Below are 18,807 nucleotides of genomic sequence, written 5' to 3'. Positions count from 1 at the left end.
ATGACACAGCAAATTCTTTCCGGCTTCAATTCGCCTGTTCATGATAGCCAACAATGGTACCGCATCGTTTTAGATGCCATGTCCAGACCGGGTAATGTATGTTTTCCAATTTCAACCGAGGCGTTTTCTCAAGCGCCAAGCCCTTGTAGCAAAACTGCTGCCTCCATCGCACTCACACTTTTTGATAACGACACGTCAATCTGGCTTCAAACATCAGACGAAAAACTTACCCATTGGCTTCAATTTCACTGCGGGTGCCCAATAACAACAGACAAAAACGCAGCAACGTTTGCTCTGATAACAGACGGTAACAGCCTGCCTGACCTGACGCAGTTCTCCATTGGCAGTTCAGAATTTCCTGACAGATCCACCACACTCGTCATTCAAGTTGAGTCTGTAACACATGGTGAGCCGGTAGAGTTCTCCGGCTCCGGCATTGCTACAACGAACAAGCTCAACATTTCAGGTCTTGATTCCAGCTTCTGGGAAACACAAAAAAACAACCGCAGCCTCTTTCCCCAAGGTTTTGATACCATTCTGGCAGCGCCTGACGGTGTTGTCTGCATTCCGCGCACCACAACTATTCGGAGACAGACACCATGTATGTAGCGGTTAAAGGTGGCGAAAAAGCCATTGCCAATGCGCACCAATATCTTGCCGCAGAACGACGCGGAGATACGGCACTCCCTGAACTCACAGTGTCGCAAATTAAGGAACAGATGCGCCTTGCAGTAGATCGAGTTATGACTGAAGGCTCCCTTTATGATCCAGAGCTTGCTGCGCTTGCGCTCAAACAGGCAAGAGGCGACAGCATTGAGGCTATTTTTCTGCTGCGTGCCTACCGAACAACGCTACCGCGTTTTTACACATCTGCCCCTATCAACACTTCAGTAATGCAGATAACCAGACGTATTTCTGCCGCGTTTAAAGATATGCCGGGTGGACAAATGCTGGGACCAACCTTCGATTACACTCATCGCCTTCTGGATTTCAGTCTTGCGGATGAAAATACAAAAAATAACGTAACACCACCAACCTGTAATGAAGATGTCCCTGCAACTTGCGATGAGACTCCACGAATTCTTGATTTTCTCCAAAACGATGAACTTGTTGAAGGGGTTGGAAGCGCTGAAAGTCATCAAGTTGGTGACATCACCCGTGAACCGCTTGAACTGCCAGCAGGCAGAGATATTCGCTTACAAAAACTGACTCGAGCAGACGAAGGATTTGTCCTTGCTATGGGCTATTCCACACAGCGCGGTTTCAAAAACTCAGGCGGCCACCCGTTTGCCGGAGAGATTCGCACTGGGGATGTCTCCATAGAAGTGACTCCGGAGGAGCTTGGGTTCCCAGTAACTATCGGCTCTATCACCGTTACAGAAAGTGAAATCGTCTCCATCTATGACGGCTCAGAAGAAACACCACCACAATTTTCTCGCGGATACGGCATCACCTTTGGAAGTGGAGAACGCAAAGCCATTTCAATGGCTCTTGTAGATCGCGCACTTCGATGCCGTGAACTGCAGGAAGACATTATTGCACCTGCACAGGATGAAGAATTTGTTCTTATGCACAGCGACAATATCGAAGCAACTGGCTTTGTAGAACACTTAAAGCTTCCTCACCATGTTGATTTCCAGAGTGAACTGGACATCTTACGTCGTTTACGAAGCAATTGGGCGAAATGCAAAGCCAAACGTGAAGAAATCGAACGCAACACCCAAAAAGAACAAAAAATTCGACAATCTGGAACCCCTGAAATCAAAGGGGCAGCATAATGAATCATACAATCAACACAACACAGAAAACAGCCAACGCCACCCCTCTTGAGACTGGCTACAATTTTGCGTTTTTAGATGAGCAAACCAAACGCATGGTACGCCGTGCAACATTAAAAGCAGTAGCTATTCCCGGCTATCAGGTACCTTTTGCCAGTCGGGAAATGCCGATGCCGTATGGCTGGGGTACTGGCGGTATTCAACTTACCGCCTCTATTATCGGACAACAGGACACACTCAAGGTTACAGATCAAGGAGCAGACGATACCACCAACGCTGTTTCTATTCGAAGTTTTTTCCAGCGCACCACCGGTGTAGCAACAACAGAAGAAACAAATAAAGCAACGCTAATCCAAACCAGACACCGTATCCCTGAACAGCCCCTCACAGAAGACCATATTCTTGTCTATCAGGTTCCTATTCCAGAACCATTGCGATGGATGGAGCCACGCGAAACCGAAACCCGTAAAATGCACGCACATGAAGAGTACGGAGTAATGCATGTCAAACTTTATGAAGATATTGCCCATCATGGCCATATTGCCACCAGTTTTGACTACCCAGTGCAGATTGCCGGCCGCTATATTATGAGTCCATCCCCGATTCCCAAATTCGACAACCCCAAAATGGACAACTGCCCTGCTCTACAGATTTTCGGTGCAGGACGTGAACAACGGATTTATGCCATTCCGCCATACACGAACGTTCATAGTCTTGACTTTGAAGATCATCCATTCTCTGTGCAAACATGGGATGAGGTCTGCGGACTCTGCGGAGCTGAAGACAGTTACCTTGATGAAATCATTCTCGATAACGAAGGGAACCGCATGTTCGTCTGCTCTGACAGCAACTACTGCCAGCAGCGTCTGAAAGCAGGCCATGCAGGTGCCATGACAGCGCCGCAAGGACAGCCCGCCGCAACACGTACCGAAAGCAACGAGGAAAACAATGCATAATCTTTGTTCTGCAACGCAAAATGTGGCTGCAATGCCTAAAAAGCTTTGGCAGCCTAAAGTTGAAACAGAAGAGCATCCACTTCTCACTGTTAATGGAGTCAGCAAATATTATGGTGACAGAGCAGGCTGTTTACATGTTTCGTTTGACCTGTACCCGGGAGAAATTGTCGGAATTGTCGGTGAATCCGGATCAGGGAAATCCACCTTGCTCAATTGCATATCCGGCCGATTAAGCCCTACTTACGGCTCAGTGAACTACCAGCAAGAAAATGGAGATCTGTGCAATGTTCATGAGGCACCAGAGCACTTGCGCCGCATGCTCATGCGAACTGAGTGGGGATATGTTCACCAGCATCCCCGTGACGGCTTACGCAACAACGTCAGCGCCGGTGCAAACATCGGTGAACGCCTCATGGGAGTTGGAATGCGACATTACGGAAACATTCGCTCCAAAGCTACCGACTGGCTTGAACGTGTAGAAATATCTAAAAATAGAATGGACGACCTTCCCCGTACATTCTCAGGCGGCATGCAGCAACGTCTGCAAATTGCTCGAAACCTTGTTTCCAACCCTCGTTTGATCTTCATGGATGAACCAACAGGCGGACTGGATGTTTCTGTTCAAGCACGTCTGCTTGATCTGCTTCGCGAGTTGGTTGCTGAAATGGGACTAGCGGTTGTCATTGTCACACACGATCTCGCAGTAGCTCGTATTCTGGCTCACAGACTTATGGTTATGCGCGGAGGACACGTTGTGGAATCCGGTCTTACAGACCAAGTTCTCGACGACCCTCACCACGAGTACACACAGTTACTCGTCTCCTCTATCCTGCAGGTTTAATGTCGCCCCACAAATTCAGTTAACCTTTTTGCCATAAAAATACAGGAAAATGACGTATGACTGTCATGATCGATGTACAAAACGTTTGTAAAAACTTTGTATTACATAATCAAAACGGAACCACCATATCTGTTTTTGAAAATATGTCGCTGCAAGTACACGCTGGAGAATGTGTCGCCCTCTACGGACAATCGGGTGCGGGTAAATCAACAATGCTTCGCTCACTTTATGCAAACTACAAACCCACTTCCGGAGCGATTAACATCCGGCACGGCGAACAACACATTGATATTGTCAGTGCGCCTCCGCGTAAAATCTTGGAAATGCGAAAATATACAATCGGATATGTAAGCCAGTTTCTCAGGGTTATCCCAAGAGTTTCTGCACTGAACATTGTTGCAGAAGCACGCAAAGACCTTACCGGAAATAGTGATGAGGCGTTAAAAAAAGCAGCGGTATTACTCGAACGTTTGAACATTCCTGAACGACTATGGAACGTTGCTCCGGCAACATTTTCAGGTGGAGAACAGCAGCGAGTGAATATTGCACGCGGCTTTGCGGTTGAATACCCGATACTGCTGCTGGATGAACCGACAGCATCACTGGATGCGGCAAACAGACAAATTGTAGTGGAATTAATTGAAGAAGCCAAAGCAAATGGTACAGCTGTTGTGGGCATCTTCCACGACGATGAAGTACGTAATGCTGTGGCAGACCGCGTGATTGATATGCAATCCATGGAGCACGCTGCATGACACAAGAAGTAATTTTTACAAATGCAAATGTCATCACCCCCCAAGGCACAATCCACGGAACGGTGGTGGTGAATGACGACGTAATTACACACATAGACGAAGGCAGATCAAACGTAGGAGCAACCTGTGAATGCACAGGGAGTCTGGTACGGGATGCTCAGGGAGATTATCTGATTCCCGGATTGATTGAGATGCACACCGACCACCTTGAAACCCAGTTCCAACCTCGTCCTGGGGTTCTCTGGCCATCATCTCTTGCAGCACTTGTTGCGCATGACACACAGGTTGTGGGAGGCGGAATTACTACCGTACTGGACTCCATCTGCTGTGGGCAGTTAAACGAAGGGAAAATGCGACATACGCTTCTCGATATGTCCATTTCTGCTATTCGAGACGCCAGACAAAAGAATGTATTACGTGCAGATCACCAGCTGCACCTGCGCTGTGAAATATGCGATCCACACGTTATGGAGATGTTTGAACCATACGTAGATGAAGAAAACTTGCGCCTTGTTTCCCTGATGGATCATACTCCGGGACAACGCCAATTCTGCGATTACAATAAATACCGTGAATACTACAAGTGTCTGGACTGGAGCGATGAACAATTTCAACGTCTTGTAAGTCAGTTAAAAGACGAACAGGAAACCAACGCAGCAAAAAATCGCTCTATCCTCCTCGCAATGTGCCATCGACGTAATATTCCAATAGCTAGCCATGATGACACTACGATAGAACATGTAGAGGAGGCTGTACGCGAAGGGCTGACTATATCTGAATTCCCGACAACACTTGAAGCTGCACGTAAAGCAAGAGAAGAAGGGTTAGGTATTGTTATGGGAGCACCGAACGTGGTTCGCGGTGGCTCACATTCCGGCAACGTGTCCGCTCGCGACCTTGCAGCAGAGGGATTGCTCGATATTCTGTCTTCAGACTATGTTCCTGCCAGCCTTCTGCACGGAGCATTTATGTTGCACGACACCTTGGACATCCCTCTTCACGAAGCACTTGCAACTGTAACAAGTAACCCTGCCCGATTATTAAAACTGGAAGACAGAGGCGAACTGGTCGTTGGCAAACGTGCTGACATAGCCCGTGTTAAAACTGTCGATTCAGTACCGGTGGTCCGCTCCGTTTGGCGCGGTGGAAAACGCCTGTTATAAACAACATCCCTGCTATTCACCTTTTATACACAGCAAAAAGGTGAATAGCATACAAGGACTTTTCGATGACTGCCCGTTACGCAATCTACTATACTCCTCCGCGTAATTCGCTGTTAGAATCCGCGGGAATACATTGGCTGGGACGAACACCGCTCCGTTATGGACAAATTCCTAAAGACATTCCTGAAGGCTTTTTTAAACAGGAATACTATCAAATCATCGAAGCACCACGTTGGTACGGCTTCCATGGAACCATTCGCGCTCCGTTTGAACTGGCAAAAAACGTTACCCCAGAGGCGTTCATAAAAGAGATTTCTCAGATATGTAGAAACCATGCCCCGTTCAGCTTTGCAGGGCTCTCAATTAATTGCTTTGGCGGTTTCCTAGCGCTCACCCCGACAGCAGCTTCTCCTGATCTTCTTAAACTACACTCTGACCTTACCCGCAGACTTGACCACCTTCGCCCGCAACTCTCCCGTTTCGATCTCAAACGTCATCTCGACAAAAAACTCTCTGAACGACAAGAGCGCTTGTTGCGTCGTTTTGGATACCCATTTGTTCTCGAAGAATTCAAATTTCACATGACATTAACCGGAACAATTGAAGACAGGCTCCGCCGCAGCTATAAAGAAAAACTGGAATCTATACTCAATCCCTATCTGACAGAATCCATTCCAGTAAACGAAGTTACAGTGTTCATGCAGCCGGACAGAAAAACTCCTTTTGTAGAATACACACGCATTCCTCTAACCGGAAAATACAAGGCATAGTATGGCTGGCACTCTTTTTTATCTTATGGGCCCTTCAGGAGCAGGCAAGGACACGCTGTTACACACACTTCGCAACCGGCTGGAAAAACAGTCCGTAATAGTGGCACATCGATATATTACACGCCCCCCTTCTGCTACAGGAGAGAATCATGTTGCCCTTTCACATAAGGAATTTCATACTTTTCTGCTTTCAAACAGCTTTGCACTCCACTGGCACAGCCACAATACAAACTATGGAATCGGCATTGAAATCAACAACTGGCTCACGCAAAATATCTCTGTTGTAATCAATGGCTCTCGAGCCTATCTGCCTCAAGCACGCGAGCTCTATCCAGACTTACAGCCTGTCCTTATCACAGCTCCAGAAGACGTTATTGAAGAGCGTCTGCACAAACGTAAACGCGAATCAAAAGCAGAAATAGTTGACCGCCTGCGACAAAACACACTCTTAAATTCAACCTGCACACACTATTCTCAGGGAAAAAAGACAGCTGTAGTCATTAATGACACAACAGTTGAGGCAGCAGTTGATGAGCTTGAAGCCATTATATGCAAAGAAGAACTCCCCCGAACTGCATAATTCGGGGGAGTTTTTTACTCATCAACAAGTTGCTATCAAGCTTTGACACAAAGCGTTTTGAAATATTTCTTTCCGCCTTTTTCGAAACGCTCTACTCCATGAATATCACTCTCATATCCGGGAAAACGATTCTCGAAGGATTCACGTGCTGTCAAATAGTCAAGAATCGGCTGGGCAGCACTGTCCATAACTTCACCACCCATTAAAATTGGAATTCCCGGAGGATATGGTACCAGCATTACAGCCGCAACACGGTTATGCAACTCTTTAAGCGTTACATACTCTACATTTCTCTTCACCACTTCCTGATACGCATCCGAAGGTTTCATTACTTGATTGGGTATTATCTCAAAAGCATCGTGCATCTTTTTAAGCAGATGAGCATCTTTGTAGTAACCATGAATAGCATCACAATGCTCTCGCAAGCCAATTTCCCCATACACATTCGGATACTGCTTCACCAAATCAGGGAACACCTCTGCCATTGGTGTATTCGCATCATAACATTCTTTAAACTTCATCAACGCCGTCAACAAGGTGCCTTGCTTTGCCTTCGTTGTTCCTATGGAATTAAGCAGAAGGAAGGAGTAGTAATCTGTTTTTTCACATACAATACCGTGACGAATCAGATAGTCCGTTACAATCATCGCGGGTATTCCAGTCTGCTGGTACGAGCCGTCGATATTCAAACCGGGTGTTGTGATCGTCAGCTTAATAGGATCCAGCATGACAAAATTATCTTCAATATCATCAAAGCCATGCCAGTTATTTTCTGCACTCAGTACCCATGCTTCCTGCCTTGAACTCAAATACTGTGTAGGCACTTGAGTAAACGGAACAAAAGTATGCTCAAACTCTACTTGTTCCGGTTGCCACATAGAAAAGAACCAATCACCTTTCTCTTCCATTTCTTTCGCCATACGAGCAATTTTCTGCCTTAAGACCACAGCATCATGAATACAATCTGCAAGCAGTACTTCACCGCTATCCTGCATAATCTTTGTTGCAACATCGAGAGATGCAATCATGCTGTACTGCGGTGAAGTTGAACCGTGCATCATATATGATTCGTTCATTTCCATCTTATCAATCGTTTCTGCACTGCCATGTTTTACGTGCAGCATTGAAGATTGAGAAAATGCTGTAAGCAGCTTGTGAGTTGACTGGGAACAGAAAATAGGCGGGTGATGCTCATGAGACGTTTCAGCCATGCCGAAGTGGTCTTTGTAGATAGGATGAAACTTAGCATAGGCATACCATGCTTCATCAAAATGCATGTTCTTAACATTCTTTTCCAGCTGCTCTTTAATAGTTGCCACGTTGTAACACAATCCGTCATATGTTGAGTTGGTTAACGCAGACATAACCGGCACAGCCGTTTTCTTTTTCTCAGGAATTATTGAACTGTTTTTAATATTTTTACGGATGGTATCTCTACTGAACTCAGTTAACCGGCACGGCCCGATAATGCCCAGATGGTTTCTTCGAGGCTGCATATACACAGGATAAATATCGGTAATTACCATCGAGTAGTTCAACGACTTATGGCAGTTACGATCCACTACGGCAATATCATCACGCACGGCTTGAGAACGCCAGATAATCTGGTTTGCATTAGATGTTCCGTTGAGCACATAAAACGTAATGTCAGCACCGAATGCCTTTGCCGAATTATCCTCCGCATCCCCCACCACGCCGCTATGATCTAATAATGAACCAAGCTCAGGAACAGAGATAGACAAGTCGGCACGGAAGACGTTTTCACCAAAAAACTTATACATACCGATACCGGCAGGGCTTTTTAAAAAGCCTTCTCCCCCCATATGCCCCGGGGTATGCCATGCGTACTTATATGCTTCTGCATACAAAACGAGTTGTGAGAAAAAGGACGGATTAATACGGGTGATATACTCAAGAAGCAGCGTTTCAATTCTTCCTGATAAAAAATCTACCGTGTCAGCGTGCTTCCAAAGCAATTCATCCAACATGCCAAGCAAATCTGTTGAAACGCTATCCTGCGTCACACGGTCTGTAAGCAAGCATACGGGAATTATCTTGTTTCTTTTGCGTATCTCCTTCAACAACTCTTCAGGCGACCCACACGGTTGATTTTGCTCGGCGCTGATATCCCAATCTATAACAACAACACCAAGATCAGCTCGGCTATGAACGATATTCGCCGCATCCTCATAACAATACGCACGGATAACGCTGCAATTCTGCTCTGATACGAGTGCCTCTTCAAGCTCACGCATTCTGCTACCGCCGTCATTGTTTGTATCAAACAGGCTCGAAACAATAAGTATCGGCCAATCTACTTTGGTCAACTTCATTCAATACTCCTGTTATTCTCACTGCGGCATAGTGCCACTTGTTATTTAGACTGCTTTGCAAACACCAATGCATACGCTGCCATGGCAACCATAACGCAGACAATAACCAGCCATAATTCTGCAAAATTCGCTGATTCAAAGGCAGACACAATAAAGACTGACGAGAGCGTCACAATAGTGATGTCAAAATACGAATGCTTACCGGTTTCAAACCCTTTTTTAATTAAAGCAATGCCTGACCAGAAATACGGAAATAAAATCAGCAGGACAGAAATGGTCACAGTCAGGTTAAATGCCACAGCAATATTGCTGCCCAAAAACATCAAAGCCAGCTCAACAACCGTCATCAACACGGCGTTTAGAATAAGTCCCCGACTCCCGACATTGTATTTATTAGTATATGAGTAAACTTTAGGCAGAAAACCGTTATCAGCACTTGTTTTCGCTGCGCTGACAACAGAAATATTCCACACAAGAAAACTGGAAAGACAGGCAATAGCCATGACGACGGAAGAAATTTGCCCAAGCAGTTTTGAACCGAAAATATGAGCAATGGAGAGTGAAAACGAAGCAGGCTGAGTCTGAATTACTGTCGCGGTAAACATACCCTCGATAACCGTTGTTGAAACTATGTACAGAATGGCAACAATAATGAACCCTACAATAGTGGCAATGGGGACATTACGCTTAGGGTTGTTGACCAGCTCATAGTTATTGGCAACGGCCTCTACCCCTACGTAAGAAAACAAAAGGACTGCAAAACCAGATAAAACAGCTTTTCCCGGAGGAACACCAGTGACGTTCCAGTTTTGTTCGAACAAGTGTACATCGAATGACAACCACCCGAACAATGCCGTCAGCAATACAGAAAGCAGCAAGAGCGTTACCGAACAGGACACGACCATTGTTACAAACTGTGCTCCGCGCAATGCAAGTAAGGTAAACACCCAGATAAGCGTAATGACGGCAATCCCAAGAACAACCGGATGGTTCAATGCAGGGACAAAATAGGTAACATATCCAAGCCCTGCTATCAGGATGGATACATTCGAAATAAGATTGGAATAGACGTAGAAAAGCCCGCTTTTAGCCCCTAGAACAGGGTTAACATAGGCTGAAAGACCAGTCGGGCTGGGGTCATCAAACAATGCCCCAGCCCGTACGTAAACTAATGTAAGACAGAGTGCCCCTGCTGTTACAAGCAGAAACGAAAGCAGTGTAATAGAGCCTATCGCGGCAAGTTGCTGTGGCAGTGCAATAACACCGCTACCAGCCAGACTGGCAACAATAAAAAATGTTGCCCCGATAAGACCGAGTTTATGTTTTGATGTTTCCATGGCTAGCCTTTGGTAGAAGTAAAAAAGCTACGAATAGCTTCTTATTCTACGGCACCATGGACTTTACATCTGTTATTTCTCCAAGCGGAGAATACAGCTACACTGCTAGCTTAAGCGCTCTATATCAATAAAATCCGGTGTGATGGTATGTACTTTAAACTTATGCCCTTTGATCGTGATAATCGGGGTACCAAGAGGAACAGACACAGGCTGTCTGCTTTCTACCCTCGGCCTACTTCCGCCCCGAAGTGTACGCACTTCAAATAACACGGACATACCATCTTTTTTTACAAACCTGATCACATAGTGTGTTTCAGAAGAAGGAATAACTTTATTACGAGTTATTTTTTTGAACTTTACGGTTGAAGGCTTAACTTCAGCGCTCAACCTTTTAAAAATTCCCGCTTTCCCAGTGGGCATAAAAACATCTTTTCCAAGACGTCCGTCTGCACCGGGAACAGCAAAAACTTTTCCTAATAAAAGCACCTCTCCGACACTGGGAGAAGAAAACACTTCATAGGTCACATTTGAGTACCCTAAAAGTGTTTCTGGGTCCTGTGCTGTTGTTATCACCGAGTTTGTCAAAGCAACGGTAAAATCACTTGAAGCACTCATTTTAGGAAGAACTACAACTTCTTCATTGTACTTAAGGACACGTAAAATATCGCCTCCAGAGGCAACAGTCTTACGCTCCCCGACCTTCATGCTTTGTGTACTGGTCTTTTGGATACTGGTTTGATCCGGCATTTGCGCCAAATCAATCCGCATCTCAACTTCATCAGCGGCCAAAGCCGGAGTCAGCTCTTTTTGTTCTGCAGGCTTAGGAGGCTCAGTGTTCTCTCCAGATGAAGCCATTTGAAAATTAGCGCATCCTGCAACTAAAAAAGCACATATCAAAAACAGACAAGTTCGTACTGCCTGTTCTCTCAAGTTATACGCCGAAATGTTCCATTGCATACTGTACCCGTTGGTTTTCGGACTGCAAGAGATGATGAACCGCCTCAACTTTATCCAATCGAGTTTGCAGACCTGATTTGTTTGCGACTTGAATTGCCAGCCCCGGGCGGGCGTTAAGCTCCAGAATCAACGGTCCCAGATCTTTATCAAGCACAATATCTACACCAAGATACCCAAGTCCTGTCACTGAATATCCAAGAGATGCCTGACGAAGCAATTCTTCCCATCCCGGAATCTGAACTCCACCGACCGGAAGTAAGGTATCGGGGTGGGTTTCATGGTTATCATTTTTCCAAACTGCATGGGTTGTTTTACCGGTACGGATATCAATTCCGCACCCCATTGCCCCCTGATGCAAGTTAGCTTTGCCGTCAGACTCTCGAGTAGGTAATCGTAACATCGCCATGACCGGTACTCCTTTATATACGATGATACGTATATCAGGAACACCTTGATACGCGATGCCATGAAAGACCGGATCAAACTTTACACAATACTCTACAAGAGCCTTATCAGGCATACCGCCCAGACTATACATTCCACTCAATATGTTTGAAATATGGAAATGGATTTCATCTGTGGAAACAAAGGAATCGTCGGGTTTTAAAAAATGAGAACCCAATTTTCCTGTAATAACTAAAATGCCGTTACCTCCGGCACCTCGTGCCGGCTTCACAACAAAAGAATCATGCTTTTTGAGAAGCTCAGGGAGCTTTTTCAATTCATGCTGAGCACGGAATACGCCATACAGCTCCGGCACATGTAATCCTGCATCCAGAGTGAGACGTTTTGTTGTTTCCTTGTCATCCACCAAAGGATACAGCCGCCGAGGATTGTGCGGCAGCACATAAGCAGCGTTGCGGGCATTCATGCCCACAACACCACTTTCTTTTAATTTTTTAAACCATTGAAACATGGCCTGTTACCCCCGAATAAAGGTGCGGAATCGGATCAAATCTAACAGACGATAGCCAGTGTATCGACCCATCAGAACCGTCAATCCCAGCAGCACAAGGAAAAGTTCCGGGAAAACAAAGAATAAATGTTCAATGTAACTGTTTGTCATAACAAGGTAGGCAAGAACTGCAACAGCCATAGAACCTACAGCCTGTTGTATAGCCTTACCTGCTCCAAGCTCATCCCACATCACAGAAATGCGCTCAATGGTCATACTCAAAATAACCATAGGGAAAAGACTTACAGAAACACCGCGCGGAATGCCCAGTTTGAAACAAACAATACTGATACCTGCCATTAACAGCACAACAGAAATCAGCACACAGGCCAGTCGCGGTACAAGGAGCAACTTCAAGTGTTCCAGATACAGACGGACACCGAGCCCTAAAATAATAACTATTGAGAACAAGCTCAGTCCCCACAGAAGCTGTGTTTCCCTGAACGACAGTGCGATAAGAACCGGCATAAACGTACCGAACGTGCTAAAGCCGATAACGTTACGCAGGAACACAAGCAAAATAGCGCCAATAGGAATGAGAAGAATGACACGGTAAGTCGCCTGTGCCTGCACAGGAAGACTGAACAAAGAATAATCGAAGAAAGTAGGATGCGTTGCGGAAATTCTATCCACAACGTTTTTCATAGCATCAATGGCATCCGGCACTACAGAAAGTGAAACCTGAAGGTTTGAACCACCTGTAAGCTGAGCCAACGGCGCATCACCTCGCCACCAAGGCACAAAGTTAACAGGAGTACTGAAAACGCCTTTGGCAACATCAAACATATGCCAGGAATCATCCTGATACAGTTCCAACCAATGACTGATTCTGGCATCGCTGGAAGTACCAAGAGTAATACCGTGCACAGATTGAGCTGCAATACCGGAAAGGTGAAGCAGACGCACTGCCACGTTCACAACGCCACGGCTGCCCGTTGCGTCACGTAACAAGTACGCTGCATTGGAGTCCGACTCTGGATGCTTAAGAGTCTGCATCAGCAATGGAACAAATGACTCCATATCAGCAGATTCTTTACCTATTTTTGACAAAAGTGCATCTGCCGCGACAGTCTCAGCATCTGTAAACTGTGGATCTCGCAGCTCAGGAATCTGTTGTGGAGGACTCCATTTAGGAAGTTTGTCACCAGATTCAGGACGGAGCACAGCAGAATAAATTAAATCCTGTTTTCCGTCGGCATTACGTTTCGACCAAATCACAACAGAGTTTTGATCGTACGCATCGTTTGTTAATTTTTTATCGGTAACTCGCTGACTTACTCTTTGGCGACCGTACCCTGCTCCAATAAAGAATTCATCGGTAACAGCAAAGCCGGAAACGCGGTTTAACGTTTGTAAGACAACTTTCACCGGACTGTTTTCACCGTCAAAAGCAACATGTGCTTCAACATTCCATGCAGATGTTTTTTCTGAAGGAACTAACGGAAAACCTAACACAAACACTTTGTAACAAAACACGCTAAGCCCAATTGTCAGCAAAATGCCGACAAGCAGCTTTAATTGAATTTTATTCATTGAAATAAATCCGAAGAAAAAAGAATAGTTAGCATGCAGGTTCTGCAAGTAGTAAAATGCTAATGAGAAACCGGCTTACCAAGCCTGAACTTTTGTGAGGAATCAATTAGCAGACCTTTTCGTAAATCTTTACGGCCAACAAGAAGTTTGTAGGAAAAATGACTCCTGTCTGTCAGGTTAATTTCTGCATCAATAACTTTAGATGCTATGCGGATCTGTGCCGCAATGACAGGACGTTCTTCCCGCCCGGTAGGACGTTTTTTTATTCGCACAGTGCGAAGGTATGGACAGGTTATGCGTTGTGTATCCCCAGTACCATCTACAACCGTAAATGTGACTGTCTTTTTTTTCTTATGAATAACAATGTCAGTGGCATGAAACGAGGTGCTGTCTGCACCGGTATCCAGCTTGGCATCAACCTCTATCGGATGGCTTTTTCCACAAATGATTATTGAAGCTTTTTCCAGATACCCTGCGATTAGCATATCGCTGTCTGATGTTACGTCTGCAGCCGAAGCTACAATCTGGAAATTTGTCTGATGAGATTTCGGGGTAGATGCGGAAGGTGGTGTCTGCGCAAAGGTAGCCGTTGTGTTGAGCGCAAACAAAATAGCTAAGCACCATGTGTAATACATAATTGTGTCCTGTATAAAAGTACTGTTCTACGGTAAACGGTGTACAGCAACAGTAAGGTTTCTTGTTTTTTCCATGATGGTTGGAAAAAGTACAACAAGCAATTCGAGATGCGCATGGGTCGGTAAATACTCGTTGCTACACCTTTCGTCAAATACGCCCTCTGCCATAAATATCTTGAAATCCCGTACAACAATTATTCTAAACCAAATACAGTAGTTAGCCCCTTGTTCTACATGCAGTAAACGTTTCCGCCTTAATATGTTGTACTAATCGCAAGCCCTTCTTTTTATGCTAACATGGTGACAGATATAATTTTTTACTCCTAAACGGTAAAGAAACGGCAGGCAAGTCAAAAACAGCTATCCTGCCAATACCATTGGGTTATTCTACGCTATTGCGCAAATAAAAAAACCTTCATTATTCTAATGAAGGCTTTTCTTCCGCTATTCTTTTCTCAAACCATACTTTCGCATTCGTAAATATAAACGTTTTCTAGGAATACCAAGATCAGACGCGGTCTTTTCAATACGTCCACCATTCCGGTTCAGCGCATCAACAATCAACTGCCGCTCGTAGTCCTCCACAAGCTCATCAAGCACCGTCCCTTCCGAGGCTGCGTGCTCAGTAACATTGCTTACCCTTTCACCTGACAAATCCAGCGGAAGACCAAGAACTAACTGCTGCGCTACATTACGCAATTCGCGAACATTTCCTGGCCACGAATACTGCTGAAGGCGTTTGCTTACGTCTGCTTCAAGCTCTGGAATAGGCCTGCTGAACCGCTCTGCCATTACAGCCATAAAATAATGTAACAACTGAATGACGTCCCCTGCCCTATCGCGCAGAGGGGGCACGCTGATACGCGCAACATTCAGACGGAAAAATAAGTCTTCACGGAATGTTCCGTTACTTACAGCCTCACGAAGATCAACCTTTGAAGCTGCGACAACCCTAAAATCAACAGGAATAAGCTGATTGCTGCCCACTCGTTCAATAACACGCTCCTGCAATGCACGCAGAAGCTTAACTTGAATATCGAGCGGCATAGATTCTACTTCATCAAGGAAAAGAGTTCCGCCCTGTGCCAATTCAATCTTACCGATACGTCGACTTGAGGCGTTGGTAAATGCACCGCGCTCATGTCCGAACAATTCACTTTCGACGAGACTTTCTGGTATAGCGCAACAGTTGAGGGGAACAAACTTCCCACCTTTCCTGTTACCGCAGTCATGCAAAGAACGCGCTGTAAGTTCTTTCCCGACGCCCGTTTCACCAAGAATAAGAACATCTACATCAATTGATGCCAACGCACTCACAGTCTGCCGTAGCTGAAGAATTTCTGGAGATTCACCAAGGATTCGTGACTCCAAATCAACATCAACAGCAAGACGTTCTTTTAAATTACGGTTCTCAAGGCAAAGGCGCCGAGCCTCTAACGCTCTTTTTGCTACTTCAATAAGATATTCAGGGGGAGCAGGCTTTTCTAAAAAATCATACGCGCCAGAACGAATAGCTTCCAACGCCATCGGCACATCCCCATGACCGGTAAGCATAACAACCGGCAGCTCAGGTGCTAATTCCATAAGGCGGCTCAACAATGTTAAGCCATCCATACCGGGCATTTTTACGTCACTAATCACTACCCCCAGCCAATCAGGAGTAATGTGCTGCAACACCTCTTCTGCTGAACTAAAGGTCGTAATGGCGTACCCTTCAAGTTCAAAGGTTTGCTGGCAAGCTTGTCGAATCTCAGCTTCGTCATCGACTAAATATATTTCACCAATCGGAGTCATAATTATCCAACAGATTTTTGGAATGACAGAGTAAATTGAGTCCCGCCAAGCTCAGTGTTAGCGGCACTAATTTCTCCTCTCATATCCTTCACAATATTATATGAAATGGAAAGACCAAGACCAAGCCCTTTCCCGACTTCCTTGGTCGTGTAGAACGGATCAAATATCGATTCTTTTACTTCCGGCGGGATGCCTGTTCCAGTATCAACAATCTCGATGGTCACGGTTTCGGCTTCATCAAATACATCAACGGAAATCAAACGGTCATCCCCACCCTGCATACCGATAGCATCAATAGCATTGCCAATGATGTTGACCAGCACCTGCTCAAGGCGAATATCTTCTGCATCGATGACATACTGTTTGCCTTCATACAACCGCTTGACCTCAATATTGTCCTCGGTAATACGTGATTTAAGCAAGGCAAGGGACTGATCAATGACCGGCACCACCTCAACAGGATGCAATTTATTGGAAGGAAGACGAGCAAATTTTTTCAAATGGTTAATCATCCCCGCCATTCGTTCACTCAGCTCATCTATTTTATCAATATTTTGCTGATGCATATCAAGTTTTCCCCGTTCCAATAATAAACGGGCATTATGCAGATAATATCTGATTGCAGACAGCGGCTGATTAAGCTCATGCGCAATTCCGGCAGATAATTGTCCCAAAGCGGCAAGTTTTCCAGCTTGTACAAGCTCGTCCTGTACTCTGCGCCGTTCGCGAACTTCCTGACGAAGCTTTACGTTAATTTTGCTTAAATGATCTGTCTTCTGACGTACTCTTTTCTGAAGAAGCTCCTGCGATTTTTCACGCTCAGTAACGTCATGCAATGTAACCATCAGGCGTCGCTGCATTCGCTGTTCAACCGGGCGAATCACCACTTCTACTGGAAACTCTTTTTCACCTTGGCGCACGCCTTGATACATGGCAACAACCTGTTCGTCATCCTCGTTTAAAAAGGCGAGACGGCATGAATCGCTAAATGCCTGCTTATCGGCTGTTGAAACAAATGTAGATAACGACTGCCCGACCATGGATTGAAGCTCAGACGTGAAAAGGTTAGCCGCCATGGAGTTCGCGAAACGGATGACACCATCACGTTCGGCAATGACCAATCCAACAGCTGCGTTGTCGATAATTGCCTGTGCGTTTGCTTCTTCAACCTCTTGAGCAGTGTCGCGAAAGACGCGCAATGCCCCTGCCATCTTACCAATCTCATCGCCACCGGCTTCCGGAATTGAATAATGAAGATCGCCGCCGGCAATTGCCTGCATGCTGTTTGCCAAGGCGTTTAATCGTGCAACAATGCTGCCCCGCACATAAAACCACAATACGCATGAAGCAATAATTAAACTGAAAAGCACTAATCCCAACTGTGCCCAGCGGGCACGTTCAAGCTTCACAGTTGTCATTGCTGCAGCTCTAAGCGCATCATCCTGCGTACGTGTTACAATCTTTCTTATTGCAGAACGCAGTTGCCCAACAATGCGAGTGTTCTCTGCAAGAATATCCTGACCTTTTATCGTATTGGAAAGGATACGTTTTTTCAAAGCAAAGACGCCGTCTGTCCCCTCAGCACGCGACAACACTTCGGAAAAAACCTGCCGCAACGTTAACGCACTCGCTTCATCTGAAAAGTGCTCCAAATTAAGTCGTAAAGAAGCGATCGTATCGCTGGCAAGCGCCGCCAAGTTATCTACATGAGCTTCAGTCTGCGCTGAAGAGGCTTGTAACAAAAGACTTACAAGTAAATCACCGCCATTACCTATCCGGTCTACAACTCTTTTGAACATCCGGTTTGATCGAACTCTTGCAGCGGAAACGTTTTTTTCCCCCTGCCCGACTGCCCCGCGGATACGATCAATCTCAGCATCTAAGTTGTAATTGAGATCCTGACTCAAGGGCTCAATCTCTTCCAGCATGTCAGAATAAAGCCACCGTAGTCGTTCAATATGCCGTTGAAGACGCCGTTCTTCATCCAAGCGATCTGCAACCACTATCTGTAAAGAGAACAAGTTGTCGTTTAGCCGAATCAGAAGATCATCAATCTCCCTTCTAACATCCGGATTTGTTGATTCCAAAAGATTCACTTCATCACGGAATTTCAGCAGCAATGCATCAAGATCTGCCCGAATTTTTCTCTGCGTCTCTTCATCCGGTGCAGAAGCAAGGTTTGGAGCAATAGCAATTATCTGCCCGCTAGTTTCGGCTACATCGGCAACCTGAGCTAATTCCGGCAAATTTTTTTCAGTAATTGTTGCAAAAATATTGCTGGAGATCTCCAAAAGAAACAATGCAGTCACCACAGCCAAAACAGTAATCGCCGCAATAGCACCAAAGGCTAGCAGCAAACGCTCCCAAATGCCTATCTTTGTAAAAAACTTCTGTATCATGAGGTTTACTGTAACGTCCTG

16 protein-coding genes are annotated in these 18,807 nt (G+C 45.5%); 8 read left to right on the top strand and 8 right to left on the bottom strand.

Annotated features, from left to right (window positions below; all coding sequences use genetic code 11):
* From phnH to phnN, 8 genes are all read left to right on the top strand, one after another.
* The gene (gene phnH / locus QZY95_RS04300) at window positions 1-609 is read left to right on the top strand and encodes a phosphonate C-P lyase system protein PhnH (RefSeq protein ID WP_290919719.1); all 609 of its coding nucleotides are present in this window, start codon (window positions 1-3) and stop codon (window positions 607-609) included.
* Window positions 600-1,778, top strand: coding sequence for a carbon-phosphorus lyase complex subunit PhnI (locus QZY95_RS04295; protein ID WP_290919717.1), 1,179 nt, complete (start codon window positions 600-602; stop codon window positions 1,776-1,778). Before phnH ends, QZY95_RS04295 begins: the two co-directional genes overlap by 10 nt.
* Window positions 1,778-2,734, top strand: a complete 957-nt coding sequence (locus QZY95_RS04290; protein WP_290919715.1) for an alpha-D-ribose 1-methylphosphonate 5-phosphate C-P-lyase PhnJ — start codon at window positions 1,778-1,780, stop codon at window positions 2,732-2,734. The genes QZY95_RS04295 and QZY95_RS04290 overlap by 1 nt, the downstream gene beginning before the upstream one ends.
* Before the next feature lie 31 nt (window positions 2,735-2,765).
* Window positions 2,766-3,575, top strand: coding sequence for a phosphonate C-P lyase system protein PhnK (gene phnK, locus QZY95_RS04285; RefSeq protein ID WP_290919796.1), 810 nt, complete (start codon window positions 2,766-2,768; stop codon window positions 3,573-3,575).
* A 56-nt stretch (window positions 3,576-3,631) separates the two neighbouring features.
* On the top strand, window positions 3,632-4,330 hold the full coding sequence (gene phnL, locus QZY95_RS04280) for a phosphonate C-P lyase system protein PhnL (RefSeq protein WP_290919713.1): 699 nt from the start codon (window positions 3,632-3,634) through the stop codon (window positions 4,328-4,330).
* Window positions 4,327-5,493, top strand: coding sequence for an alpha-D-ribose 1-methylphosphonate 5-triphosphate diphosphatase (locus QZY95_RS04275; protein ID WP_290919711.1), 1,167 nt, complete (start codon window positions 4,327-4,329; stop codon window positions 5,491-5,493). The genes phnL and QZY95_RS04275 overlap by 4 nt, the downstream gene beginning before the upstream one ends.
* 65 nt (window positions 5,494-5,558) lie before the next feature.
* Window positions 5,559-6,263: a DUF1045 domain-containing protein gene (locus QZY95_RS04270; protein ID WP_290919709.1), complete on the top strand. Its 705-nt coding sequence runs from the start codon at window positions 5,559-5,561 to the stop codon at window positions 6,261-6,263.
* Window position 6,264: 1 nt separating this feature from the next.
* The gene (gene phnN / locus QZY95_RS04265) at window positions 6,265-6,843 is read left to right on the top strand and encodes a phosphonate metabolism protein/1,5-bisphosphokinase (PRPP-forming) PhnN (RefSeq protein WP_290919707.1); all 579 of its coding nucleotides are present in this window, start codon (window positions 6,265-6,267) and stop codon (window positions 6,841-6,843) included.
* 35 nt (window positions 6,844-6,878) lie between these two features.
* Here the strand turns inward: phnN and QZY95_RS04260 are convergent, their stop codons facing one another.
* The 8 genes from QZY95_RS04260 to QZY95_RS04225 form a co-directional block, all read right to left on the bottom strand.
* The gene (locus tag QZY95_RS04260; protein WP_290919705.1) at window positions 6,879-9,176 is read right to left on the bottom strand and encodes an Orn/Lys/Arg decarboxylase N-terminal domain-containing protein; all 2,298 of its coding nucleotides are present in this window, start codon (window positions 9,174-9,176) and stop codon (window positions 6,879-6,881) included.
* A 41-nt stretch (window positions 9,177-9,217) separates the two neighbouring features.
* Window positions 9,218-10,513 carry an amino acid permease gene (locus QZY95_RS04255; RefSeq protein WP_290919703.1) on the bottom strand — a complete coding sequence of 432 codons (1,296 nt, stop codon included), beginning with the start codon at window positions 10,511-10,513 and terminating at the stop codon, window positions 9,218-9,220.
* Between the two features lie 105 nt (window positions 10,514-10,618).
* Window positions 10,619-11,368 (bottom strand): hypothetical protein, encoded by a 750-nt coding sequence (locus tag QZY95_RS04250; protein ID WP_290919701.1) that lies wholly within the window; start codon window positions 11,366-11,368, stop codon window positions 10,619-10,621.
* 76 nt (window positions 11,369-11,444) lie between these two features.
* A complete protein-coding gene (locus QZY95_RS04245) occupies window positions 11,445-12,386 on the bottom strand; it encodes an alpha-L-glutamate ligase-like protein (protein WP_290919699.1) in 942 nt (313 codons plus the stop codon).
* Window positions 12,387-12,392: 6 nt separating this feature from the next.
* Entirely contained in the window at window positions 12,393-13,958 is a 1,566-nt protein-coding gene (locus QZY95_RS04240; RefSeq protein WP_290919697.1) for an inactive transglutaminase family protein, read from the bottom strand.
* A gap of 59 nt (window positions 13,959-14,017) precedes the next feature.
* Window positions 14,018-14,593 carry a RimK/LysX family protein gene (locus QZY95_RS04235; RefSeq protein WP_290919695.1) on the bottom strand — a complete coding sequence of 192 codons (576 nt, stop codon included), beginning with the start codon at window positions 14,591-14,593 and terminating at the stop codon, window positions 14,018-14,020.
* Between the two features lie 444 nt (window positions 14,594-15,037).
* Window positions 15,038-16,387: a sigma-54 dependent transcriptional regulator gene (locus QZY95_RS04230; RefSeq protein ID WP_290919693.1), complete on the bottom strand. Its 1,350-nt coding sequence runs from the start codon at window positions 16,385-16,387 to the stop codon at window positions 15,038-15,040.
* A gap of 2 nt (window positions 16,388-16,389) precedes the next feature.
* Complete coding sequence (locus QZY95_RS04225; RefSeq protein WP_290919691.1) at window positions 16,390-18,786, bottom strand: ATP-binding protein; 2,397 nt, start codon at window positions 18,784-18,786, stop codon at window positions 16,390-16,392.
* Between the last annotated feature and the right edge of the window lie 21 nt (window positions 18,787-18,807).

Source organism: Halodesulfovibrio sp. (genome assembly GCF_015482765.1).
GTDB lineage: Bacteria > Desulfobacterota > Desulfovibrionia > Desulfovibrionales > Desulfovibrionaceae > Halodesulfovibrio.
This window is presented reverse-complemented; position numbering and strand designations above follow the sequence as displayed.